19 protein-coding genes are annotated in these 24031 nt (G+C 72.9%); 6 read left to right on the forward strand and 13 right to left on the reverse strand.

Translation table 11 applies throughout. The features are described 5' to 3' along the window. Positions 1–7: 7 nt before the first annotated feature. The 4 genes from NLU66_RS08415 to NLU66_RS08430 form a co-directional block, all read right to left on the reverse strand. Positions 8–1492, reverse strand: a complete 1485-nt coding sequence (locus tag NLU66_RS08415; RefSeq protein WP_259362448.1) for an aldehyde dehydrogenase family protein — start codon at positions 1490–1492, stop codon at positions 8–10. Beyond that, a complete protein-coding gene (gene betT / locus NLU66_RS08420; protein ID WP_259362449.1) occupies positions 1489–3696 on the reverse strand; it encodes a choline BCCT transporter BetT in 2208 nt (735 codons plus the stop codon). The genes NLU66_RS08415 and betT overlap by 4 nt, the downstream gene beginning before the upstream one ends. A 349-nt stretch (positions 3697–4045) precedes the next feature. Continuing rightward, entirely contained in the window at positions 4046–4894 is an 849-nt protein-coding gene (locus NLU66_RS08425) for a sugar phosphate isomerase/epimerase family protein (RefSeq protein WP_259362450.1), read from the reverse strand. Positions 4895–4940: 46 nt separating this feature from the next. Further along, the gene (locus NLU66_RS08430) at positions 4941–6122 is read right to left on the reverse strand and encodes a Gfo/Idh/MocA family protein (protein WP_259362451.1); all 1182 of its coding nucleotides are present in this window, start codon (positions 6120–6122) and stop codon (positions 4941–4943) included. Positions 6123–7189: 1067 nt separating this feature from the next. Between NLU66_RS08430 and NLU66_RS08435 the strand changes: the two genes are divergently transcribed. Continuing rightward, the gene (locus NLU66_RS08435; RefSeq protein ID WP_259362452.1) at positions 7190–8887 is read left to right on the forward strand and encodes an HNH endonuclease signature motif containing protein; all 1698 of its coding nucleotides are present in this window, start codon (positions 7190–7192) and stop codon (positions 8885–8887) included. Positions 8888–8950: 63 nt separating this feature from the next. Here NLU66_RS08435 and NLU66_RS08440 read toward each other — a convergent pair whose 3' ends face one another. Both NLU66_RS08440 and NLU66_RS08445 read right to left on the reverse strand, forming a co-directional pair. Then, entirely contained in the window at positions 8951–9442 is a 492-nt protein-coding gene (locus NLU66_RS08440; RefSeq protein WP_259362453.1) for a GNAT family N-acetyltransferase, read from the reverse strand. Positions 9443–9582: 140 nt separating this feature from the next. Next, positions 9583–9903, reverse strand: a complete 321-nt coding sequence (locus tag NLU66_RS08445; RefSeq protein WP_259362454.1) for a putative quinol monooxygenase — start codon at positions 9901–9903, stop codon at positions 9583–9585. Between the two features lie 161 nt (positions 9904–10064). Between NLU66_RS08445 and NLU66_RS08450 the strand changes: the two genes are divergently transcribed. Continuing rightward, positions 10065–11012 (forward strand): L-lactate dehydrogenase, encoded by a 948-nt coding sequence (locus tag NLU66_RS08450; RefSeq protein WP_259362455.1) that lies wholly within the window; start codon positions 10065–10067, stop codon positions 11010–11012. Between the two features lie 18 nt (positions 11013–11030). Here NLU66_RS08450 and NLU66_RS08455 read toward each other — a convergent pair whose 3' ends face one another. After that, a complete protein-coding gene (locus NLU66_RS08455; RefSeq protein WP_259362456.1) occupies positions 11031–11813 on the reverse strand; it encodes an alpha/beta fold hydrolase in 783 nt (260 codons plus the stop codon). Between the two features lie 48 nt (positions 11814–11861). Here NLU66_RS08455 and NLU66_RS17710 point away from each other — a divergent pair, with 48 nt between their 5' ends. Continuing rightward, a complete protein-coding gene (locus NLU66_RS17710) occupies positions 11862–13643 on the forward strand; it encodes a GNAT family N-acetyltransferase (protein ID WP_323374650.1) in 1782 nt (593 codons plus the stop codon). 104 nt (positions 13644–13747) lie between these two features. Here NLU66_RS17710 and NLU66_RS08470 read toward each other — a convergent pair whose 3' ends face one another. Then, positions 13748–14776 carry a transglycosylase family protein gene (locus tag NLU66_RS08470; RefSeq protein WP_259362457.1) on the reverse strand — a complete coding sequence of 343 codons (1029 nt, stop codon included), beginning with the start codon at positions 14774–14776 and terminating at the stop codon, positions 13748–13750. A 397-nt stretch (positions 14777–15173) separates the two neighbouring features. On the opposite strand from NLU66_RS08470, the gene NLU66_RS08475 reads away from it, so the two are divergent. Beyond that, complete coding sequence (locus NLU66_RS08475; RefSeq protein ID WP_259362458.1) at positions 15174–15746, forward strand: thymidine kinase; 573 nt, start codon at positions 15174–15176, stop codon at positions 15744–15746. 10 nt (positions 15747–15756) lie between these two features. On the opposite strand, the gene NLU66_RS08480 is transcribed toward NLU66_RS08475, so the two are convergent. The 3 genes from NLU66_RS08480 to NLU66_RS08490 form a co-directional block, all read right to left on the reverse strand. Then, positions 15757–16251 (reverse strand): VOC family protein, encoded by a 495-nt coding sequence (locus NLU66_RS08480; RefSeq protein ID WP_259362459.1) that lies wholly within the window; start codon positions 16249–16251, stop codon positions 15757–15759. A 73-nt stretch (positions 16252–16324) separates the two neighbouring features. After that, positions 16325–16654 (reverse strand): plasmid stabilization protein, encoded by a 330-nt coding sequence (locus tag NLU66_RS08485; RefSeq protein WP_259362460.1) that lies wholly within the window; start codon positions 16652–16654, stop codon positions 16325–16327. A gap of 81 nt (positions 16655–16735) precedes the next feature. Then, positions 16736–17383 carry a mismatch-specific DNA-glycosylase gene (locus NLU66_RS08490; protein ID WP_259362461.1) on the reverse strand — a complete coding sequence of 216 codons (648 nt, stop codon included), beginning with the start codon at positions 17381–17383 and terminating at the stop codon, positions 16736–16738. A 95-nt stretch (positions 17384–17478) separates the two neighbouring features. On the opposite strand from NLU66_RS08490, the gene NLU66_RS08495 reads away from it, so the two are divergent. Beyond that, entirely contained in the window at positions 17479–20676 is a 3198-nt protein-coding gene (locus NLU66_RS08495) for a GH92 family glycosyl hydrolase (protein ID WP_259362462.1), read from the forward strand. A 55-nt stretch (positions 20677–20731) separates the two neighbouring features. Next, a complete protein-coding gene (locus tag NLU66_RS08500) occupies positions 20732–21241 on the forward strand; it encodes a phosphoribosyltransferase (protein WP_259362463.1) in 510 nt (169 codons plus the stop codon). Here NLU66_RS08500 and NLU66_RS08505 read toward each other — a convergent pair. Together NLU66_RS08505 and NLU66_RS08510 are read right to left on the reverse strand one after the other, a co-directional pair. After that, positions 21225–21917: a TIGR02206 family membrane protein gene (locus NLU66_RS08505; RefSeq protein ID WP_259362464.1), complete on the reverse strand. Its 693-nt coding sequence runs from the start codon at positions 21915–21917 to the stop codon at positions 21225–21227. The genes NLU66_RS08500 and NLU66_RS08505 overlap by 17 nt on opposite strands. Before the next feature lie 58 nt (positions 21918–21975). Then, positions 21976–24009, reverse strand: a complete 2034-nt coding sequence (locus NLU66_RS08510) for a PTS fructose transporter subunit IIABC (RefSeq protein ID WP_259362465.1) — start codon at positions 24007–24009, stop codon at positions 21976–21978. Between the last annotated feature and the right edge of the window lie 22 nt (positions 24010–24031).

Below are 24031 nucleotides of genomic sequence, written 5' to 3' on the forward strand. Positions count from 1 at the left end.
GGTCGGGTCAGTGCGTGCGGGGGAACCAGCCGGAGACGGCGGGCTCCGTGTTCTCGTAGATGTGCTTGGCCTCGGTGTACTCCTCGAGGCCGCTCGCGCCGAGCTCGCGCCCCACGCCGGACATCTTGAAGCCGCCCCATTCCGCCTGCGGGAGGTAGGGGTGGTAGTCGTTGATCCAGACGGTGCCGTGGCGCAGGCGCCGGGAGACGCGGTGCGCGGTGCCGCGGTCGGAGGTCCACACGGCGCCGGCGAGCCCGTACTCGGTGTGGTTCGCGATCGCGATCGCCTCCTCCTCGGTGGAGAAGGTCTCGACCGTGATGACGGGGCCGAAGCCCTCCTCGATCACGGCCGGGTTCTCGGCGGTGCAGCGATCCAGCACGGTCGGGGCGAAGAAGAAGCCCGCCTCGTGCTCGGGGCCGCCGCGATGACCGCCCGTGCGCAGCCGGGCACCGGCCTCGACGCCGCGGCGCACGTGCTCGGTGACCTTCTCGAGGTGCGCGGCGGAGATCAGCGGACCGGTCTGCGCGGCCTCGTCGAAGGGGCCGCCCATGACGATCCCCTCGGCGCGGGCCACGAGGTCGTCGACGAAGCGCTCCGCGATCGAGTCCTGCACGATCAGGCGGGCCCCCGCGGAGCACACGAGCCCCGAGTCGAGGAAGCCCGCGTTCAGGGCGTTGTCCAGGGCGGCCTCGTAGTCGGCGTCGGCGAAGATGACGTTGGGGTTCTTGCCGCCCAGCTCGAGGGCCACCTTCTTGATGCCGGTCGCCGCGGTCTCCGCGATCCGACGTCCCGTGACGAGACCGCCGGTGAAGGAGACGAGGTCGACGTCGGGGTGGGAGGAGAGCGGCGCACCCACCTCGGCCCCGTCGCCGAGGACGAGGTTGCCGACGCCGGCGGGGAGGCCGAGGCCGTCGAGCACGTCCAGGAGCAGGATCGAGGTGTGCGGGGTCAGCTCCGCGGGCTTGAGGACGAAGGAGTTGCCGGTCGCGAGGGCCGGCGCGACCTTCCACGCGGCCTGCAGCAGCGGGAAGTTCCAGGGCGTGATCATCCCGCACACGCCCACGGGCTCGCGCACCACGCGGGAGAGCACCGTCGGGTCGCCCGCGTCGACGAGCCGGCCCGGGTGCTGGTCCGCGTTCTTCCCGAAGTAGCGGAAGCACGCGGCGATGTCGTCCATGTCGATGCGGGCCTCGACCAGGCGCTTGCCCGTGTCCAGGGCCTCCGCGCGGGCGAACTCCTCCTTGCGCTCCACGAGCGCGGCCGCGACGGCGAGCAGGAGGTCGCCGCGCTCGGCGGCGGGGACGTCGGCCCAGACCCGGGACTCGAAGGAGCGCTTGGCGGCGGCGATCGCCCGCTCGGTGTCCGCGGCGGTCGCCTCGGAGACCACGCCCACCTCGGCGCCGTCGGCCGGGCAGGTGATGGTGCGGGTGCCGCCCGCCGCGGCGGCGGTCCAGGCGCCGTCGATGTACAGGGTGGTGATGTCGGTGCTCATGACTCTCCTCGGGTCGGGGTGGTCTCTGCGGGGAGCGGGACGCCGGCGTCGTCCCATTCCTCGGGGACGACGGCGGCGACCGCGCCGGTCGCGGTGCCGAGGTCCCCGCTCATCGTCAGATAGGTGAGGTGGGCGTCGTAGGAGTCGAGGACGTCGGCGATGACCTGATCCTTCGTGGTGCCCATGATGTCGCGGCCGCGGGAGCCGAGGATCGAGAAGATCTCGATCCGGTAGAAGGTGTCCCGCACCGCGGAGATGTTCGCCGCGAAGCTCGGGACCGCGTAGGCGACGGGGTAGGCCTGGTACTTGAAGTCCTCGCCCTCCGGGAAGGAGACCACGAGGTCCACGTACGGGATGCCGCTGTCGGGGTGGACCCCGCGGTGGCAGGCGACCTCCGCGCCCAGGTCCCGCAGCTCGGAGGCGACCTCCTCCACGGCGGGAGCGGCGACCTCGTCGACGAAGGTGGTCGCCTGGGCGGCGTCCGCATAGCTCATGCGGTGGCGCAGGCGCTGGCGCCAGGAGACCTTCTCCCCGCCCTCGCGGACCCGGCTGGTGAGCAGCGAGGGCAGCGCCGCGCGGCGCGAGTCGAGGTTCGCCCGCTCGGTGCGCAGCACCTTCCAGAGGCTGAACATGACGAGGTAGATCAGCACGGAGAGCGGCAGCCCCACGACGACCGTCGCCGCCTGCAGCGTGTAGACGCCGTTGATGAACAGCATCACGACCGTGAGCGCGCCCGTGATGACCGCCCAGACGACCCGCAGCCACGGCGGGCCGTCGGCGTCGGTGACCGACGCCTTCGAGGTCATGTTCGCCATCACGAGCGAGCCGGAGTCCGCGGAGGTGACGTAGAAGAACAGGCCGGTGAGCAGTGCGAGGGACATCGTGAAGATCGCCCCCGGGTACTGCTCGAGCAGCAGGAAGAACCCGGCCTCCGGCTGGTTCGCCGCGGTGTCCAGGAACGTCGGGTCGTCGAAGAAGCTCATCGCCGCGTTCCCGAAGATCGAGACCCACATGAGGATGAACGAGAACGGGATCAGCAGGACCCCGACCACGAACTGGCGCAGGGTGCGGCCGCGGGAGATGCGCGCGAGGAACAGGCTCACGAAGGGCGCCCAGGCGATCCACCAGGCCCAGAAGAACAGGGTCCAGTCCGCCATCCACTGGTCCGCGGGATAGCCCTCGGCGGCGGCACCGTCCGTGTACGCCATCGTGTTCATGAGCATGCCGGGGAAGCGGGAGAAGAAGTCGCCGATGTTCTGCACGAGCGCGTCGAGCAGGCGGTGCGTGTTCCCGGAGATCAGCACCCACAGCATGAGCACGATCGCGAGCAGCACGTTGAGCTCGGAGAGCCGCCGGATGCCCTTGTCCACGCCGGTCACGGTCGAGGCGATCGTGATGAACACGGCGAGCGCCATGAGCGCGATCTGCACGGCGAGCGAGCTGGGGATCCCGAACAGCGCGGTGAGGCCGGAGTTGAGGAAGACGACGCCGATGCCGAGCGAGACGGAGATGCCGAAGATCGTGCCGATCGTCGCGCCGATCTCCGCGGTGTGGCCGACGGCGCCGTGGATGCGGCGGCCGAAGATCGGCGCGAGCGCCGAGCGGATGCTGAGCGGCAGGTGGTAGCGGTAGGCGAAGAGGCCGAAGGCCATGCCCATGAGCGCGTACATCGCCCACCCGGGGATGCCGTAGTGGAAGATCGTCCAGATCGGCGCCATCCGCGCGGCCTCGTCGGAGCCGACGGGGGCCTCCGGCGGGGTGAGCACGTTCGTGGCCGGGCCGGAGATCCCGAAGAACATGAGGTCCACGCCGATGCCGGCGGCGAAGAGCATCGCCGCCCAGGTGAACATGTTGAACCGCGGGCGCGAGTGGTCGGGGCCCATGCGGGTCTCGCCGACCCTCGAGAACGCGACGACGAGCACGAACACGACGACCACCGCGGCGGTGAGCACGTAGTACCAGCCGAAGTGCGTCGCGATCCAGCCCATCGCCCCGAAGATGGCGGTCGCCGCGGCGTCGGGCTGCAGCGCCGCCCAGGCGACGAACGCGACGATGATGACCGAGGTCCCGAGGAACACGGGCCAGTTGACGGGGGAGCGGGTGGCGGTGGGCTCGGCGCCTCCGCCGCCGGATGCTCGTGTCGACGCGGGCGGGGCGCTCCCGCCCTCCTCGACTGCGGCGGCTGCCTCGACGGCGTCGGCCATGGGGTCCTCTCGGTCGGCGGGCGCGCGGCGGCTCGGGAGGCAGGACCTCCCGGGTCCGCACGCGGGGACGGGGCCGACGGCGGTCCGCCCTCCAGCGGATCGCGAGGGCGCGGCGTCGCGGCGCTTCGACCATAGGCGGGTGCTCCGTCGGCCTGTCAACCGGCTGGTCGGTGGCCTGACGACGACATTCCGTCAGCATCGCCGCAGGTCATGGCGGCGATGTGGGGAGCGATCCGGTCGGGACCGCGACGTGACCGGCCTCATGCAGGACGCGGACGAGGCCCGTCGGCCCCGCCATGGGCGGGGTCGACGGGCCTCGAGGAGGTGCGGTCCCGGGGATCGCGCGGGCTCAGTAGCCGATCGAGCGCAGGTACTCGCGGGACTCGCGGATGCAGTCGATCGGGTCGCGGCCGTAGGTGTCATCCTGCTCGATGAGGAAGTACTCCGCGCCGGCGGCCTCCGCGGCGGGCAGCAGCTCGGGCCAGTTCATGTTGCCCTGGCCCACCTCCGCGAACTGGGCGAGGCCGAGGAAGACGTCGTAGAAGTCCTTGCCCTCGAGCTCCTTCGCCTCGAACTTCGCGTAGGTCTCCGCGGGCAGCGGGGCGATCCGGAAGTCCTTGACGTGGATGAGCTTGCAGGCGCCGGTGTAGGCCTTGAGCATGTCCAGCGGTGCCATGCCGCCGCGCTGCACCCAGTGGAGGTCCACCTCGAACAGCAGCGACGGCGCGACGCGGCGCACGATGTCGAAGATCCGCTCGCCGTCGAACTGGATGAGGTCCACGTGGTGGTTGTGGTAGCAGAGCGTCACGCCCTGCTCCGCGAGCCGGGCCGCGTACGGCTCGACCTCCGCGGCCCACGCCTCGCAGGCCTCCTTCGAGACCATCGCGGAGAACGGCATCATGCCGATCCGCAGGTAGCGCGATCCCGTCCGGCGGCAGGCGTCGACGGCGCGGTCGAACTCGGTCTCGAGCGCGAAGCCGTTGCCGCCGGGCGCGATCGAGGCGCTCATGGCGGCGGTCTCGACGCCGAGCTCCTCCTTGCCGCGCACGAGGTCGGCGATGAGCTCCTCGGTCATCGCGACCTGCGAGACCTCGACGGCCGTGATGTCGAGGTCACGCACCTGGCGCAGCACCTCGAACATCCCCTTCTCGTTGATCCGGTCCTTGAGCATCATCAGCTGCAGTCCGAGCACAGGCATGGTTCTCTCCTTCGAGCGGTGTGGGGGAGCGATGGCGGGGCGGTGGTCAGGACCGCGTGGGGAACTGGCCCTCGGCCTCGATGCGGGCGTTGAGCTCGGCGAGGTACTCCTCCGCCGGGTAGTCCACGAGGTCGATCTCGCGGCCGGTCCACGCGCTCAGCTGCATGCCGGAGGCGAGCCGAACGCCGTTGATCCCCTCGGCGCCGTCCGCGATGAGCGGCGTCCCGTCGAGCACGTGCGCGGCGAAGTTCTCGAGCACGGCGACGTGCTGGTGCCCCCACTGCGACTCGTAGTCCTTCTCCTCGGTGGTGAACAGCTCGGAGGTGTCGATCATGCCCCGGAACAGGCGGCCCACGTCCTCCGCGGACATGCCGTCGGAGAGCGAGCGCTCGTCCTTCGTGAGCCGCGTGATGGTGACCTTCTTCGAGCCCTCCACGACGATCTTGCCGGCGTCGAACAGCATCTCGAGGCGGTCCGTGCCGATGATGTCGTTCGTCGAGGTCATGAAGTGGCCGGTCGCGCCGTCGCCGAAGTCGACGACCGCGTTGACCTCGTCCTCGGTGGCGATGTCGCGCTGGAAGCCGAAGGCGAGCTTCGCGAAGACCTTCTTCGGGGTGCCCGCGAGCCACTGCCACAGGTCCAGCTGGTGGGGCGCCTGGTTGACGAGCACACCGCCGCCCTCGCCGCCCCAGGTCGCGCGCCACGCCGACTGGTCGTAGTACGCCTGGGGGCGCCACCAGGTCGTGATGATCCACGAGGTGTGGCGCAGCTTCCCGAGCTCGCCCGAGTCGATGAGCTTCTTCAGATCCGTGTACACGGGGTTCGTGCGCTGGTTGAACATGATCGCGAAGGTGGTCTCCGGATGCGCCGCCGCGAAGGCGTTCATCTCCTCGACCTGCTTCGTGTACACGCCCGCCGGCTTCTCGGTAAGGGCGTGGATGCCCTTGCCGATCGCGGCGATCGTGATCTCCGCATGGAGGAAGTGCGGCACCGTGGTGACGATCGCGTCGACGTCCCCGGAGTCGAGCATTGCCTGGTAGTCCTCGTACACCGGCACGCCCGGGTGCTTCTCGGCGGCGAGCTCGCGCTTGGCGGGATCGGTGTCGGTGATCGCGCCGAGGCTCATGCCCGCCACCTTGCCCTCCTGGAGGAGGCCGGCGTACATGCCGCCCTGCGCGCCGAGCCCGATGATGCCGAGCCGGACCGTCCTGTCCTGGGTCTCCGTCATGGTGTCTCCTTCTCGTGCTTCATCGTCGATGGGCGCTGGTGGCCCAGGGGTCGGTGGTCCCGCCGGGACCGGAGCTGCTCGCCGTCCGGGCGCCGGGCGGTCGGGCGCGGGGCGGCCGGCCGGCGGCCGCGCCGGTGCGGTCCGGGAGGGTGCGCGGTGCCGGCTCGTTCCGGCACGTGCGCTCGCTGCTGAGGGGTCGGTGCTGATGGGTCGATCCTTCCCGTCCGGCGCGGACGGCGGGGCTTGTTGCCGGAGTTTGCAGTCGGCGTGTCGCCGCCGGTCCCGGCGGTGCGGGGCGTCGTCGCCGGCCCACGGGCGGGCGCGGAGAGGTGCCCCCGTCGAGTGCTCCCGGGGTGCAGGGACCGTTGCGGTCGCCCCGCGGGCACGCCGATCCGCTCACGACGATCCGATATCGGCGGGCGCGCCAGGAGAAAAGCATCGGGTGCGCCGGACGGATATTCCGATGTGCAGTCATGGGGCATGATGGCGTGTTTTCCTCGAACGACTCCGGGCCTGTCCCGCATTCGTCTCCGGACGTGCGGATCGGGCATGCTGGATCGGTCGATCGGGCAGCTTCGGTCGCTCTGATCGGGAAGGGCCGATGGGGTTGGCCAGGGGTGACTCGGAGGTGATCGCCGGTGGTCTCCTCGGTGTCGGTGTCGGTGTCGGTGTCGTTGGACTGCTCGGCCCTCGGGGAGCGGTCACGGTGCTGGTCGCCGGGCTGTCGGGCAGTGGGAGTGTGGCTGGTGGGGAATCGTTGCTGGTTGCTGGTTGCTGGTTGCTGGTTGCTGGTTGCTGGCGGCTCGTTGCCGGTCGCTGTTCGATGCCGTCCGTCCGGTCGCCGGTCGCCGGTCGTCGACGGTCGTTCCTCCCCACTCCATGGTTATCCACAATTTCCACCGATCTGCCCGCGACCCTGGCGTCGAGCGGGGTGAAGGCATAGGATCGCGGCATAAGAGAAATGATTCTTCGATGGCATCCAAGTGTGTCGTCGCAGAACCTTTCTCGTGCGTCTCCCGGGGATGGTGGCGCGAATACCGGAGCGTGAGCGGGAGGAGGTGGGGCCGATGACGGCGACGGAGCTCGGTCGTGCCCCGCTGCGAGGCACGGCGGATGCCTGCCCGCGGCCGGATGGCTCTGCGTCCGTCCCGGCCCGCCGTCCTGCCGCGGCGCTGCCGCGCGAGCTGCGCCGGCCGGTGCGGGGTCGCAGCGAGGTCACCACCGAGAACATCGCCCGGCGGGCCCTCGTCGCCGAGGACTCCTCCGACGCCCTCGTGCTGCGACGGATCCTCGAGCGTCGCCGCACCGCGCACGCCGCGCTGTACGTCGCCGAGCTCCGTGATCTCGCGGCGCTCGCGGACCCGGAATCGATGGACGACCCGGATCCGGGACCCTCGCGCGAGACGAACGCGATCGCCGCGGGGATGGTCCTGCGCACGAGGCTCGGCCGCGCCGGCCTGCGCCTCCGCGATGCCGGCGTCGCGATCCGCGACCTCCCCCTCTGCCTCGGCCGGGTCGAGACCGGTGACCTGCCGTCGGAGTGGTTCGACCAGCTCGTGCGCTCCGTCCGCGACCTCCTCCCCGAGCAGCGGCACCAGGTGGACGAGAAGGTCTCCGCCTGGCAGCTGGAGGCCCTGCCGCCGGAGCGCTTCCGCACGCTGCTGCGGCACCTGGTCCTGTGGTGCGGGCCCGAGGCCGCAGCCGCGACCTCCGCTGCGTCGCGCCACGTCAGCACGGATCTCACCGCCTCGGCGGACGGCACCGCCTGCATGACCGTCACCGGCCCGATCCCCGAGATCCTCGATCTCACCAAGCGCCTGGACCGGGCCGCGCACACGGTGCAGGACGCCCAGCGGCAGGCTCTCGCGCGGATCGCCGAGGGCGGCCAGGACCAGCACATCCCCTGGGACCTCCACGGCGAGGCCGCGGCGACGGGCCGGCCGATGAGCCTCGGCGCGATCCGCTACGTGCTCATGACCCGTTCGGAGATCGGGACCGACGGCGTCCCCGTGCCCAGGATGCCGCTGCGCATGAACCTCGTGGTGCCCGTCCTCTCCCTGCTGGGCCTCTCCGACGCCCCTGCCACCCTCGAGGGCGTCCACCCCGTACCGATCGCGATGGCGAGGGAGATGTGCGGCGACGCGGCCGTCTGGCACCGTGTGCTCACCGACCCCGTCACCGGGGAGTTCCTCCCCGTGGCGGCGCAGCAGTACCGGCCGACGGCCGCGATGATCGAGCACGTGAGGCTCATCGACCCGACCTGCGCCCTCCCGGGCTGCACCCGGCGCCTCACCGACGTCGGCGAGGTCGACCACATCGAGGAGTTCGACCACCTCCACCCCCGAGCCGGCGGGCCGACGTCCCCCGCCAACCTGCACGGACTGTGCCGCGAGCACCACCGCGCGAAGACCCGCGGCGACCTCGACCCGGAGCGCAGGCCGGACGGTCGCTCCACCCGCTGGAGCGTGCACGGGCCCCACTGGATGGACGTCGCGCGCAACCGGGACCTCGTCACCCAGACCCTCGCCCGGGACCTCGCGCGAGCATGGAGGCTGTTCCAGGAGCGGCTCCACGAGGCCGAGGTCTTCGCCCAGATGCGCCGAGAGGGGATCATCCCCGTGACCCTCGCGGATCATGCCGCGGAGCGCCGGCGGCAGCGGTGGGGCGACCATCTCGTCGCCCACTACACGCACTGGGAGGGGCCGCCCGGGACGGACCCGCCGCCACCGCCGCCCCTGCCCGAGGACGAGCCCCCGCCGTTCTGAGACCCGTCGTGCAGATCCCGGTCGTTCTGAACCGCGCCGTGGTGAATCCGTGCCGCGACGTGGTCAGCCGGCCACGGGCTCCGCGACGGGCAGCTCGAGGGTCATGAACACGCTGTGCGGGTCCTCGACGTAGCTGCCGAACGGTCCGCAGACCGTGAAGCCCCGCCGCGCATAGAGCCGTCGTGCCGGATCGAACAGCGGCGCGCTGCCGGTCTCGAGCGACACCCGGCCCAGCTGGCGCGACCGGGCGTCGTCGAGCGCCACCTCGAGCAGGAGCGCGCCGATCCCGCGGCCTCGCAGCGCGGGGGAGGTGCGCAGCGACTTCAGCTCCGCATGCCCCGGAGCGAGGTCCGCGAGCGCGATCGTCCCGGCGACCTCCCCCGCCACCCGCGCCTCCCACATCCGCACCGCGGGGGAGCGGAGCCCCTCGAGGTCCAGTGCATGGCGGGACTCCGGCGGGGCTGTCGGCTCCAGCTCCGCGAGATGCGCCGCCAGGAAGGCGACCAGGTCAGGGGCCTCGAGATCCGCCGCGCGGACCATCACATCAGTGCTCATGGGCCGACCGTAACCGTCCCGTCGGGGCGGACCCCACTCCGCCGGCCGGTGCGATCGGATCGTGACCGGCTCCCATCGAGCGGAGCTCGGGCCCGCCATCGGTGCAGCCGACGACGGGCCCGAGCGCTGTGCGGTGCGGCTCAGTCGACCTGGATCTCGCCCATGGGGCCCCAGCCCTCCGCCTGGACCTGCTCCGAGACGATCTGCGGGGTCGCGGAGAGGTACTGCGGGAACTCCTCCTGCATGGCCTTGAAGTGCGCGGACTCCACGTGCGGGGCGGCGCCCTCGTCGGTGAACGCCTCGATGAGCACATAGGTGCTCGGGTCCTCCACGGAGCGGGACCACTCGAACCACTTGTTGCCCTCCTCGGCGCGGGTGGCCTCGGTGAACGGGCGGGAGATCTCCGGCCAGCGATCGGCGAACTCGGCCTTCACGGGGAACTTGACGTTGATGAGGATCATCGGGGGTCCTTCCTTCTGGGGTCTCGGGTGCGCATCCGATCCTGCCACCGTCGGCTCCGTGCTGCCCGAGCGCAGGCCCCGGGTCGGGTCTCGGGAGATGGCCGGCAGGACGCGACGAAGGTCCCGTGCCGGGCCGCGGCCCCGGGACTAGATTCGGTGCCATGAGCGGAACCTCCAAGCTGACCGTGGTCGGAGCCGGCGCCGTCGGATCGAGCGTCGCCTATGCCGCGATGATCCGAGGCAGCGCTCGGCACATCGCCCTCTACGACATCGCCCCGGAGAAGACCGTGGCGGAGGTCCTCGACCTCGCCCACGGCTCCTTCTTCGCCGGGAGCGGGGAGATCACCGGCGGCAGCGACGTGTCCGTCGCCGCGGGCTCCGACGTCGTCGTCATCACCGCCGGGGCGAAGCAGAAGCCCGGGCAGACCCGCATCGAGCTCGCCGCGACGAACGCGCGGATCATGGACGCGCTCATGCCGCAGCTGCTCGAGGTCGCACCGGACGCCGTCTACGTCGTCGTCACGAACCCCTGCGACGTGCTGACCATGCTCGCCGCGGAGTCGAGCGGGCTGCCGCCGGAGCGGATCTTCGCCTCCGGCACCACCCTGGACTCCTCGCGGCTGCGCTGGGAGATCGCGCGCCGTGCGGGGGTCGCGACCTCGAGCGTCCACGCGCAGATCGTCGGCGAGCACGGCGACACGGAGCTCGCCCTGTGGTCGAGCGCGACGATCGGCACGGTCCCGATCCTCGACTGGACGCAGGACGGCGCGCCCCTGTTCACCCGCGAGGACCTCGACGGCATCGCGGCCGACGTGCGCGACGCCGCCTACACCGTCATCCGCGGGAAGGGCGCCACGAACTACGCGATCGGCCTGTCCAGCGCGAGGATCGTCGAGGCGATCCTCCGCGACGAGCATGCGGTGCTCCCCGTCGCCCCCGTCCTGCACGGGGTGCACGGCCTGGACGGCGTGGCGCTCTCCGTGCCCTGCGTGGTCGACGCCGCGGGTGCCCGCCCGCTGCCGGGCACGCCCTTCGCCCCCGAGGAGCTCGAGCGGCTCCACGAGTCCGCGGAGTCCCTGCGCCGCGTCGCCGCCGAGCTGCGCGGCTGAGCTCAGAGCGGGAGGACCTCAGCGCGCGGCGCGGACGACGTCGGCCGCGAGCACCGCCGGCCAGCCGGCGACCTCCTCGCGGGTCGAGGCGACCTGCAGGGCCGATCCCGGCAGGAGCTCGTGCAGACGCTCCGCCGTCGAGACCGGGTGCCCCGGATCGTCGGTCCAGGCGAGGATCGTCACCGGCACGTCGATCCGGGCGATCGCCTCGGGGGAGGGGAGATCGCTCAGCGCCGCCCCGCGGTACACCGAGGGCAGCAGCTCCTCCCGCACCTGCGGCAGGGTCTCCGGCGTGCCGAGCTGGGCGGGCGGCCGGTGCACGTCGCGGCTCGCCGCGAGGAAGCGCTCCATCCCGTGCTGCTCGACGAAGTCCGCGAGACGCTCGTAGTTCTCCGCCTGCGCGACCCGGGTCCCCCAGGCGGTGGAGGGGATCAGCAGCGTGAGCGAGCTGAAGCGGCCCGGGTCCTGCACAGCGGCGTGCAGCAGCGTCGCGCACCCCATCGACGGCCCCGCCCCGTGCACCGCCTCCCCGGGGAAGCGGTCCTCGAGCAGGGCGAGCAGGTCCTCCGCGAGCCGCGGCCAGGTGTAGTCCTCCGGGACGGTCCTCCCCGTTGAGTCCCCGTGGCCGCGCGCGTCGTAGCGCAGCAGCCGCGTGCCGGAGAGCCCGCGCCCCAGGTCCAGGTCGATCATGCGGTCCCGCTCCCGGGACGAGGTGAGCCCGTGCAGCTGGACCACGGGATGGCCGTGCTCGTCGCTGAAGGAGGTGGCGAGCTCCGCTCCCGGGACACGGAACGATGACAACGCGGCCTCCGATGGCGAGGGGGAACAGGTGGCGCTTACCGTACCGCCATGCGGCTCACCCACGTCGATCAGCTCCGGCTCCCCTTCGGTGCCCTGCGCAGCTACCAGGTCACGGCGACCCCGGAGCCCGCGGGCTCGGCCGCCGCCGAGCTGCCCGTCTCCTTCGACCAGGCGCGCCATGTGGGCGCCGGGGACCGCCCCGGCTCCTGGATGGCCGTGTCGATCCGCCTGCGCGAGCCCGTCGACCCGGAGGACCTCGCCGCCGCCTGGCTCGCCGTCATCGCCCGCCACGGCACGCTGCGCACCGGCTTCGTGCAGGACGAGGACGGCGGCGTGCACCTGCGCCGGCTGCGGATCGGCCCGGGCCGCTGGGAGGACCACGAGATCGTCCCCGGCCGGTCGATGAACGCCGCGCTGCAGGAGGTCCTCGACGCGAGCTGCCGCCCGCTCTCCGCTCCCTCGCACCGGCTCTGCACGATCGACACCGCCGTCGGCCCCACCCTTGTCATCGCCTCCGACCACGCCCACGTGGACATGTGGTCGATGCTCGTCCTCGCCCGCGACCTGCTCGCCGCCCTCGCGGACGTCCGCGCCGGCCGGGAGCCCGCCGACGGGTGGGTCCCCGAGTTCGCCGAGCACACCGCCGTGCTCGAGCGGCGCACCGAGGTGCCCGAGGAGGTGCACCGCCGCTGGGCGGAGATCCTCGCCGCGGGGGACGAGGTCATGCCGCGCTTCCCGCTGCCGCTCGGCGACCCGGCCCCGCAGCCCGAGCGGGTCGAGGTGCGCGACGTGCTCGACGTGGACGACACCGCCGCCCTCAGCGCGCAGGCGCGGGCCGACGGCGTCTCCACCCTCGCCCTCACCACATCCCTCATGACGCAGGTGACGCGCGACCTCGCCGGCGCCCCGCTGCGCGCCGTGTTCCCCGTGCACAGCCGCTACGACAAGACCTGGCACGACTCCGTGGGCTGGTTCATCACGAACTCCGTGCTCGAGAGCGCCGACGTGTCCCCGCAGGCGGCCGCCGCCGCGGTCAAGGAGGCCATCGCGCTCGGCTCCTGGCCGCTGCGCGAGGTGCTCGCCCCCTGGGGCGGCATGCCCGAGGCGCCCGGCATGTTCGCGCTGTCGTGGCTGGACCTGCGGCGCCTCCCCGTGCGGATCGACGACATCGGGCTCGAGGCGCAGTACGTGAGCTCCGGGATCCGCACCTCCGGCGTCATGCTCTGGTTCATCCTCGACGACGCCGGCGTGCACCTGCGCTGCCGCTACCCGGACACCGCGCAGGCCCGGGAGAGCGTGGGCTCCTGGCTCGACGCGCTCGTCGCGCTGCTGCGCTCGACGGCGCGCGCCTCCGCCGGCACGCGTCTGCTCGCGGGCGGCCGCGAGTACCGCGTCTCCCGTGCCCGGCGGGCCGACGTCCCCGCGATCGTCGCCCTGCTCACGGACGACGAGCTGGGACGCACCCGGGAGGGCGCCGACCTCGAGCGGTACGAGGCGGCGCACGAGGTGCTCTCCCGCGACGGCGCCCACTACCTCGCGGTCGTGCGCGACGCCGAGGAGCGGATCGTGGGCACCATGCAGCTGACGATCATCCCCGGCCTCTCCCGCGGCGGCACCACTCGCCTGCAGATCGAGGGGGTGCGCGTCGCCGGGTCCGAGCGCTCGCACGGGCTCGGCACGGCGATGCTCACCTGGGCGCACGACCACGGCCGCTCCCGCGGGGCCGCGCTCTCGCAGCTCACCACCGACGGCACGCGCACCGCGGCGCAGCAGTTCTACGCGCGGCTCGGCTACGAGGCGAGCCACGTGGGGCTCAAGCGCCCCCTGTGACATGCACGAGGCCGGGCCGTCCCGAAGGACGACCCGGCCTCGTAGCGCCGGAGCCGGCGGGGCATGCCCGCCGCTGCTGCTCAGGATCCTGGGTGCAGGAGTGCTCAGTACAGGTTGAGGAAGGCCTGGAGGACCTTGACGGTGGAGCCGTCGACCTCGTCGGAACCGGTGTGGTTCGCGCCGACCTCGTGCTCGAGACCCTTGACGGTGTCCTTGCCGATGACGCCGTCCTGGTCGGTCTTGACCCAGGCCTGGAGCGCCTTCGTGGTGGTCTCGTCGAGCTCGCCGGTCTGCTCGACGCCCAGCCAGTCCTGCAGCGCGGTGATGGTCTTGGGGCCCATCTTGCCGTCGACCTCGAGGGTGCCCGCGACCTGCAGGTCGGGGTTGCCCACGGCGCTCTTGGAGGAGCTGGTGGACTTCTTCGAGGAGGTCGACTCGGAGGAGGACTTCTTCGAGGAGGTGGACTCGGAGGACTTCTTCTCGGAGGAGGTGGACTTCTCCGAGGAGGTGGACTTCTTCTCGGTCTTCTTGGTGAAGCCGTTGTCCGTGCAGTTGTTCGCGATGCCGTCACCGTCGCAGGACCAGTCGCCCTGCTTCTCGGTGGACTTCTTCTCGGAGGAGCTCGAGGTGGACTCGCGCTCGGTGGAGCGGTCCGACTTCTTCTCCGAGGAGCGGGACTCGCTCGAGCTCGAGGAGCTCGAGTCGGAGGACTTCGAGGAATCGGAGTCCGAGGAGCTGGAGTCCGAGGACGGGGAGGAGGAGGTGTCCGCGCCGCCGGTGATGTACTTGCCGCAGTTGGGCCACGCGCCGGCGCCCTGGCCCGCGAGGACCTTCTCCGCGACGGCGATCTGCTGGCTCTTGGTGGCCTTGTCGGCGGTGGAGGCGTACTGGCCGCCGCCGTAGGCCTGCCAGGTCGACTTCGTGAACTGGAGGCCGCCGTAGAAGCCGTTGCCGGTGTTGATGGACCAGTTGCCGCTGGACTCGCACTGCGCGACCTGATCCCAGCCGCCGGCCGCGTCGGCCTGCTGGGCGGGAGCGGCGGCGAAGGCGCCGGCGGCGACGACGGCGCCCCCGGCGAGGGTCAGCGCGGTGCGGCCCAGGAGGGACTTGCGCTCGGTGGTGCTGGTGGTCATGGGGTGCTCCTCAGGATGCTCGACGTGGGGGCCGCGACGCACAGGACCGGTCAGCAGGAGCGCTGCGGGTGCGTCCGCGGCGGACGCAGGGCCCAACCTACGAGCGACCCCCGGGGGGACCTCAAGGGTCGTGAACGAGGCTTGAAGGAGGCTTGACCAAGCACGTCTGCTCGGTCACAGGAAGGTCACGACGCACTGCCGATCCCTGCGCCTCCACATCGAACGTGCAGGTCAGGACGTCAAGCGAGGGGTGGGAGGTGGGGCCTCCGGCGTGTCGGCCGGCGCGGCGCGTACGGTGTCCGCCATGGAGAGAGCGCCAGGTGACGACGGCGGTTCGGTCGAGGCTGGGAGGGTGCTGGACGACCCGTCGGGGCCGGGTGCCCCGACATTCCACGATGTGACGACGGTCACACGCGCGGGACGGGTCGAGGTGATCGCCGGTCCCATGTTCGCCGGGAAGTCGGAGGAGCTGATCCGCCGTGTGCGCCGCGCGCACCTCGCCGGGCTCCGCGTCGAGGTCCTCACCCACGCCCTCGACACCCGCTACGCGGAGGGCATCACCGCGCACACCGGCGACCGGATCCCCGCCCGCGCCGTGGCCGACGCCGCCGCGCTGCGGGACCTGCTCCGGGCGGGCGCCCCGGATCTCCTCGCGATCGACGAGGCGCAGTTCTTCGGCCCCGACCTCATCGACCCCGTGCTCGAGGCGGCGCGGGCCGGGAGCATCGTCGTGGTCGCCGGGCTCTCCGTCACCTTCGACGGCGATCCGTTCCCGCCGCTGCCCGCGCTCATGGCGCTTGCCGAGGACGTCCGCAAGCTCACCGCCGTCTGCTCCGTGTGCGGGCGCGACGCGGCGTACCACCAGCGGATCCGCACGGGGGAGGAGGACGGCCTCGAGATCGGCGCGGGAGCCGTGGGCGGCGCGGAGAGCTACCGGGCGCGGTGCCTGCGCCACCACGAGCGGTCCTGAGCGCCCTGCCTCAGGAGCGGGCGGCCTCCGCGGCGGCCTCGAGCCGTGCGGTGTCCAGGCGTCGCTGCGTGAACATCTCCGCGGTCACCGCCGTGGCGACCGGCCCGGACTCCTCGAGCAGGTCGTAGAGGCGCTGCGGCACGATCTGCCAGCTCACGCCCCAGCGGTCCCTGCACCAGCCGCACATGGACTCCTCGCCGCCGCGGCCGACGATCGCGTCCCAGAGCCGGTCCACCTCCGCCTGCGAGTCCACGATCAGCTCGATCGAGACGGCCTCCGACTGCGGGAAGTGCGGGCCCCCGTTGAGAAGCGTGTACTCCACGCCGGCCAGGGAGAGCACCACCGTGAGGGAGCCGCCGTCGGCCGGCGGCGTCGCCGGGGAGTCCGGCACCGGGATGTACGGCATCCGGTGCAGCACGCGGGACCCCGGGACCAGGGTCGTGTAGAAGTCGGCGGCCGCGTCGACCCCGCCGTCGAACCAGAGACATGTCCTCACCGTCGTCATGGCGGCATCCTCCGCCCCGAGGGACGGGAGGTCCAGGGCTGAGCGGGAACTCGTCGCCGCGGATCCGGCGTGCTCAGCGGCCTTCGAGGGCCTGCTCGAGCTCCGCCTTGCTCATGCGGGACCGTCCCTCGATCCCCTCGCGCCGGGCGTCCTGGTACAGCTGCTCCTTCGTGCGGCCCTGCGCCCCCTCGTGGGAGCGGCGCCCGCCGCGGCGGGAGGGGGAGTCGTCCTCGAGGGAGGTGCGGGAGGCCTCCTCCGCCTCACCCGCCTGCGCCCGCGCCTTGTTGACGGTGCGGGCGGCGATCTCCTCCGCCGTGTCCTGGTCCTCACCCCGATCCAGGGCGCTGTCCTTCACGTGCTCGTACTGGCGTTCGCGCTTGTCGCTCCAGGCCTGCTGCGGCATGGCCGCTCCTTCCGTCGGCGGGCGGGGCCGGGACGCCCCGTGCCTCGATCCTGCGCCGTCTCCGCCGGGCTGTCGAGGGGCTCAGGAGTGCTCGGCGAGCGGCACGGCGGCCTCCGCGGCGACCTCCCGCCAGGTCGTGGCGAGGGAGGCGATCGTGGCATGGGCGTTCAGACCGCTCGGCTGGGGCACCACCCAGAGCGTCGACCCTTCCGGCCAGCCGTCCGGCAGCACCTCCTCCTGGCGGCCCAGACGCGCCTTCGGCAGGTCGAAGGCCTGGCGGTACGCGGTGATGCCCGCGATCGCGACGACCCGCGGCGCGAGGGCGGGCAGGCGGGAGAGGAGGTCAGCGCCGCCCTCGCGCAGCTCCGCGCGGCTCAGCTGGTCGGCGCGAGCGGTCGCCCGGCCCACGAGGTTCGTGACGCCCACCCCGCGGCCCAGCAGATCCGCGCCGTCCTCGTCCTCGAGCCCGCGGGAGGCGTCCACGGGTCGAGCCGTGAGACCCGCGGCGTGCAGCGAGGGCCAGAAGCGGTTGCCGGGGCGGGCGAAGGGCGCGTTCACCGCGGCGGTCCACAGCCCCGGGTTGATGCCCACGATCAGCAGCCGCAGCGCCGGATCGGCCGCCGGGTCCGGCAGCAGGTCGTCGATGACGTCCGGATCCGTGGTGGGGACCTCGGCGAGGTCGTCCTTGGTGGGGCGTCGGCCGCGGAGCGGGGAGGGGCGTCGGGGCATCACCCCGGCACCCTAGCCCGCGCCCCGAGAGATGCCTGTCCGGAGGGCGGACCACCCGGACCGCCCGGGGAGGGGGCGCCACTAGGCTCGTCCCCATGATCGTCACCGTCGACGCCGGCCCCCAGGGGACCCCCACCAGCAGGGACGGCGCGGGCTTCCTCGCGCCCACCGCCCTCGCCTACCGCCTCGCCCCCGGGGAGAGGGCCGAGGCGCCGCTGCCCGCGCAGGACGGGGTCGCGAGCATCGTGGGCCGCCGCATCGCCCCCGGGGACGTGCTGCGCACCTATCTGTTCCCCGCCCTCGACGAGGCCCAGACCTGGGGTGCGACCCACGTCGCGATCGACCTCGAGCTCGACGACGGCACCCGCCTCTCCGCTCTCGACCCCCGCGACCAGCACGGCACCCCCGCCACCGCGAGCGGCATCGGGGAGGGCAGGATCCTCTACGCCGACCAGTGGAACGACGTGCAGGTGGACCTCACCGCCGCCGCGGGCCGCACGATCACCGGGGTGCTCCTCGCGGCGGACGCCCCCGCAGGCGGCGACCCCGAGCTGCGCGGCTGGATCGACGGCCCGTACCTGGGCGCGCTCCCCGCGGATCCTCCCGTCGACGACCCGGTCGCCTGGGTGGACACGCGCCGCGGCACCTATGCCTCGGGCGACTTCTCCCGCGGCAACAACCTCCCGCTCACCGCGTGGCCCAACGGCTTCGCCTTCTTCACCCCGATGACCGACGCCCGCACCCGGCGCTGGGTGTACGAGTACCACCGCCGCAACGGCGCCGACAACCGGCCCCGCCTCGAGGGCCTCGGCATCTCCCACCAGCCGAGCCCCTGGATGGGGGACCGCGCCCAGTTCCTGCTCATGCCGCTGGACGCCGACGCCGCGGACGCCTCCCCGGCCGCCCGTGCGCTCGGCTTCTCCCACGCCGACGAGGTCGCCCGGCCGGACCTCTACGCCGTGACCCTCGACGGCGGGCACACCCTGCGCCTCGCCCCCACCGACCACGGCGCCGTGATCGAGGTCGGCGCCCCCGCCGGCCCCGCGCCGAGGCTCCTGCTCGAGGGCGTCGACGAGCACTCCCGGGTGCTCGCCGAGGACGCCGTCGGCCGCGGCCTCGTCCGCGCCTGGGTGGACTCCGGCATCGAGGAGGGGTTCGCGCGGGCCGACGGCACGACCCGCATGTTCGTGCGCGCCGAGCTCGACCCCGCCCCTGTCGCCGTCGAGCCGGCGCCCGGGGCGACGCCCGGCGCGGCCGTGCTGCGCTTCGCCGAGGGCACCACCGCGGTGACCGTGCGCTGGGTGACGAGCTTCGTGGGCCAGGAGCAGGCTGAGCGGACCTTCGCACGGGAGCTCGCGGGACGCACCCTCGAGCAGGTGCGCGAGGCCGCCCACGCCGCCTGGACCGAGCGGCTCTCCGTGATCGAGGTGCCCGAGGCCACGCCTCCGCAGCGCCGCACCCTCGCCGGAAGCCTCTACCGCCTGAACCTCTACCCCAACTCCCACTGGGAGGACGCGGGGGAGGAGGGCGCGCCGCGCCCCGTGCACGCGAGCCCCGTGCTGCCCGTCGTCGGCGAGGCGAGCGACGACGCGACGAACGCGCAGATCGTCGAGGGCCGCATGGCCGTCAACCACGGCTTCTGGGACACCTACCGCACCGCCTGGCCGGCCTACGCGCTGCTCTACCCCGAGCTCGCCGCGCAGCTCGCCGACGACTTCGTCCAGCAGCACCGCGAGGGCGGCTGGATCGCCCGCTGGTCCTCGCCGGGCTACGCCGACTGCATGACCGGCACGAGCTCCGACATCTCCTTCGCGGACCTCCAGGTGAAGGGCGTCCCGCTGCCGGACCCGCTCGCGACATACGAGGCCGGGCTGCGCAATGCGACCGTGACGCCGAGCGCGGGGGAGGTGGGCCGCCGCGGCGGCGAGCGCTCCGTGTTCACCGGCTACGTCGACACCGACACCGAGGAGTCCGTCTCCTGGGCGCTCGAGGCGCACATCAACGATGCGGGCCTCGCCGCCCAGGCGGAGCTCCTCGCCGCGGACCCGGCACTGCCCGAGGCGCGCCGCCGGGAGATCCGCGAGGAGGCCGCGTACCTGCGCGCCCGCTCCGCGAACTACCCGCTGCTCTTCGACCCCGCCGTGGGCTTCTTCCAGGGCCGCCGGGCCGACGGCGCCGTCGCGCAGACGCCCGAGGAGTTCGACCCGCTCTCCTGGGGCGGGGACTTCACCGAGACCGACGGCTGGAACTTCGCCTTCCACGTCCCGCACGACGGTGAGGGTCTCGCCTCCCTGTACGGCGGCCGCGACGGGCTCCGCGCGAAGCTCGAGGAGTTCTTCGCGACCCCGGAGCGCGCGGACCGCAAGGGCACCTACGGCCACGCGATCCACGAGATGGACGAGGCGCGGGCCGTGCGGATGGGCCAGTTCGGCATGTCCAACCAGCCCTCCCACCACATCCCCTTCCTCTTCCACCACGCGGGCGCCCCCGAGCGGGCGATGGAGGTGGTGCGGGAGGTGCAGCGCCGGCTGTTCGTCGGCGAGCAGATCGGCCAGGGCTACCCCGGGGACGAGGACAACGGCGAGATGAGCGCCTGGTGGCTGCTCACGGCGCTCGGCCTGTACCCGCTGCAGCTCGGCACGCCCCGCTACCACCTCGTCGCGCCCCTGTTCCCGCAGGCCCGCGTGCGACCGCTCGGCGGGGAGGCGTTCACGGTGACCGCGACCGGGCAGGCCGCGGACCACCCCTACGTCACCGCGATGACCGTGCGCGGGCAGGACCATCCCCGCGCCTGGATCGAGCACGGCGACCTGCGCGGCGAGATCGCGATGGCGCTCGCCGGGGAGCCGACCGGCTGGGGCGATGTGCCGCCCTCGCCCACGGCCCCTGGGGAGAGGCCGCGCCCGCTGCTCGACCTGCTGCCGCGCGACGGCGCGGATCCGCTCCTGGACGACGACTCCCGCACCGAGGTCGAGCTGACCGGGGCCGAGCCGGCCGGGACCGACGGGATCACCGTCGTGCTGCCCCGGCTCGAGGAGCCGGCCGCGGCCCGCTTCCTCACCCTCACCTCCGGTGCCGAGGAGGGGGCGGACCCGATCGCCTGGCGGCTCGAGACCTCCGCCGACGGCGCCGCATGGGAGCTGCTCGACGCCCGCGAGGACCTGACCTTCCCGTGGCGGCGGCAGACCCGGCCCTTCGCCCTGCCGGAGCACGCGCCCGTCGCCCACCACCGGATCGTGCTGCGCGGCACAGGGACGGCGGTGCGGCTCGCCCAGGTGGAGCTCCTCGCCTGAGGGCATCGGTACGATCGGTGACCTCGCGCCCCACCGATCCAGGAGCAGTCCCACGATGACCCAGGCCTACCACGCCGATTCCTCCGATCTCGCGGAGAAGGAGGTGCTGACCTGGGAGCAGTTCGGCACCGCCTCCCGGGAGCTCGCGCAGACGATCGCCGACTCCGACTTCGCGCCGGAGATCATCATCGCGATCGCGCGCGGCGGTCTGCTGCCCGCGGGCTCGCTCTCCTACGCGCTGGGTCTCAAGCTCTCCGACGCGATCAACGTCGAGTTCTACACCGACGTCCACGAGACGCTGCCGGATCCGGTGCTGCTCGCCCCGATGCTCGACACCGAGTCGATCGCGGGGAAGCGGCTGCTCGTCGTCGACGACGTCGCCGACTCCGGGCGCACCCTCGCGCTCGTGCTCGACCTGCTGCGGGAGACCGGCGCGGACGCCCGCAGCGCCGTGCTCTACGCGAAGTCCGCCTCGGTGGTCGCCCCCGACTTCGCGTGGCGCCGCACCGACCGCTGGATCGTCTTCCCGTGGTCCGCGGAGCCGCCGGTCACCCCGAGCGCGTGAACGGCCAGGTCATCGCCGCCCACACGGCGGCGATGACCACGGCCTCCACGAGCAGGTACCACGGCCACGGCCCGAGCACGTCGAGCAGGCTCGGCCCGGCCGGGGCGTGCATCAGATAGGCGTAGTTCGCGCCGCTCAGCAGGTTGCCGACGAAGGCGACCCCCGCCCAGCCGACGGTCGCCGCATAGGCGAGGCCGTAGGCGCGCCAGGTGGGCCGGAAGCCGCAGCCCCAGCACAGCACGATCGGCGCGAGCAGCGCCGTGCTGTGCCCGATCCAGTACTCGGCGAGCTCGAGCGGGGCCCACACGAAGTAGTTGACGTCCGGGGTGAGCACGGACTGCAGGTTCAGCGCGAGCCCCCAGTACCAGCTCACGGCGACCGCCCAGCGGGCCCGCGTGATCAGCGCGATCGGGGTGAGCACGCGCAGAGCGTCGGAGAAGTGCAGCGGCAGCGACTCGTCGATGTTCCACGACCACGGGGCGAAGCCCCACAGGATCCACAGCAGGTTGTTCACGAGCAGCACCCAGCCCGCGCGGCGCAGCACCAGGTCCCGGTGCCCGGCGGGGGTGCGGCGCGCCCAGCGCACGAGCAGCACGGCCGCGAGGGCCGTGAGGGCGAGCACCAGGAGGTGCTCGGTGCCGTAGGGGGTCATGCGCGCGAACGGAGCGGGGGCCACATCGGGAGGCTAGCTCCCCGTGCGGCCCCCGCTCCGGATGCGGTGGCGACAGCGCGCCTCAGGCGGCGACGGCGGCGCCGGACGTGCGGGCGTGGCGCGCCTTCAGCAGCGTCACGAGCGCCGCGGAGAGCAGCGTGCCCGCGAGGATCGCGACCACGTAGCCCCACAGCGGGGAGATCGCGAAGAACACGAAGATGCCTCCGTGCGGGGCCTGCGATCCGACGCCGAAGGCCATCGTCAGGGCGCCGGTGAGGGCGCCGCCCGCCATCATCGAGGGGATGACGCGCAGCGGGTCGCCCGCGGCGAAGGGGATCGCGCCCTCGGAGATGAAGGCCGCGCCCAGCAGCCAGGCGGTCGTGCCGTTCTCCCGCTCCACGGGGGAGTAGAGGCGGCGGGCGATGGTCGTGGACAGGGCCATGGCGAGCGGCGGGACCATGCCGCCGGCCATGACGGCCGCCATGATCTCGAAGGACGCCTCGGTGCCCTGCGACAGGCCTGCGGTCGCGAAGAGGTAGGCCGCCTTGTTGACGGGGCCGCCCAGGTCGAAGCACATCATGAGGCCCAGGATCGCGCCGAGCAGGATCGCGGAGGAGCCGCTCATGCCGGTGAGGGCGTCCTGCAGGGTCGTCATCACCCACGCGAGCGGGCGCCCGATGACGAGCAGCATCGCCCCGCCCACCACGGCGGAGGTCACGAGCGGGATGATCACCACGGGCATGAGCCCGGCGAGCCAGCGCGGCGGTCGGAAGGTCGTCAGCCACAGCGCGATGAGACCGGCCAGCAGGCCCGTCACGAGACCGCCGAGGAAGCCGGCGCCCACAAGCACCGAGATCGCGCCGCCGAGGAAGCCCGGCGCGATGCCCGGGCGACCGGCGAGGCCGAAGGCGATGTAGCCGGAGAGCGCGGCGACGAGGAAGCCCATGCCGGTGTTCCCGAGCAGGAAGGCGACCGAGCCGAGGTAGAGCAGCAGGCCCGAGCGCTCGGTGGCCGTGGCGCCGGTCGCGCCGTCGTAGGCGACGTGGCCGGGGAGGTCGGTGAGGCTGCTGCCGGTCGCGACGTCCTGCGCCACGAAGGCGACGTCGAAGCCGGCGAGCAGGAAGCCGAGCGCCATGAGCAGGCCGCCCGCGGCGACGAAGGGGATCATGTAGGAGACACCCGTCATCACGGCCGCCTGGATCCGCTTGGGCCACGACTGCTGCTGCTCGCCGCCGGAGGACGAGGCCGAGGAGGCGCCGGTGGTGGCCGGGACGCGCCGCGCGGAGGGGTCGCCGGCGGCCGCGATCGCCTCGTCGATCATCTGCGGGCCGTGGGAGATCGCGCGCTTGACGGGATGCTCCACGAGCGGCAGGCCCGCGAAGCGGTCGCGGCCCGAGATCGAGACGTCGGCCGCGACGATGAGCGCGCCCGCACGATCGATCTGCTCGGGCGTGAACGGGGTGATGCCGCCCGAGCCCTGGGTCTCGACGTGCAGCTCGACGCCGCGCTCCTTCGCCGCGTTCTCGAGCGACTCGGCGGCCATGTAGGTGTGGGCGATGCCGGTGGGGCAGGACGTGATCGCGAGGAGGACGGGGAGGTCCTTCGCGGTCGCGGAATCAGGGGCGGCCTCGGCCGCGGGGGCGATGGAGGGCTGTTCGCCGCGGTGCGCGGGCTCGAGCACGTCGAGCACGAGGTCCGCCGCCTCCTGCGAGGTGGTGGCGGCGCGCAGCGAGGCGAGGAACTCGGGGCGGATCAGCGCGCGGGAGAGCTGGGCGAGCAGCTGGAGGTGCTGGTCGTCGGTCCCGGCGGGGGCGGAGATGCCGATGATGACGTCGGCCGGGCCGTCCTGGGCGCCGAAGTCCACCGGCTCGCTCAGCCGGATCAGGCCCAGGGCGGCCTCGTGGACCGCCTCGGTGCGGCAGTGGGGGATCGCGAAGCCGCCGGGCATGCCGGTCGCGAAGGACTCCTCGCGGGCGAGCAGACCGGCCTCGAGGCCGTCCCGCTCGCTGCGGCCGGTGGAGGCGATGAGATCGGCCATCTGACCGATGACGGCGAGCTTGTCGCCGGCCGGTGCGACGTCCAGACGGACGAGGTCGGCGGTGATGAGTGCGGACACTGCCAGCTCCTTCACTGGTGGC

It is taken from the genome of Brachybacterium sp. NBEC-018 (assembly GCF_024860185.1).
In the GTDB taxonomy this organism is placed as follows: Bacteria; Actinomycetota; Actinomycetes; order Actinomycetales; family Dermabacteraceae; genus Brachybacterium; species Brachybacterium rhamnosum.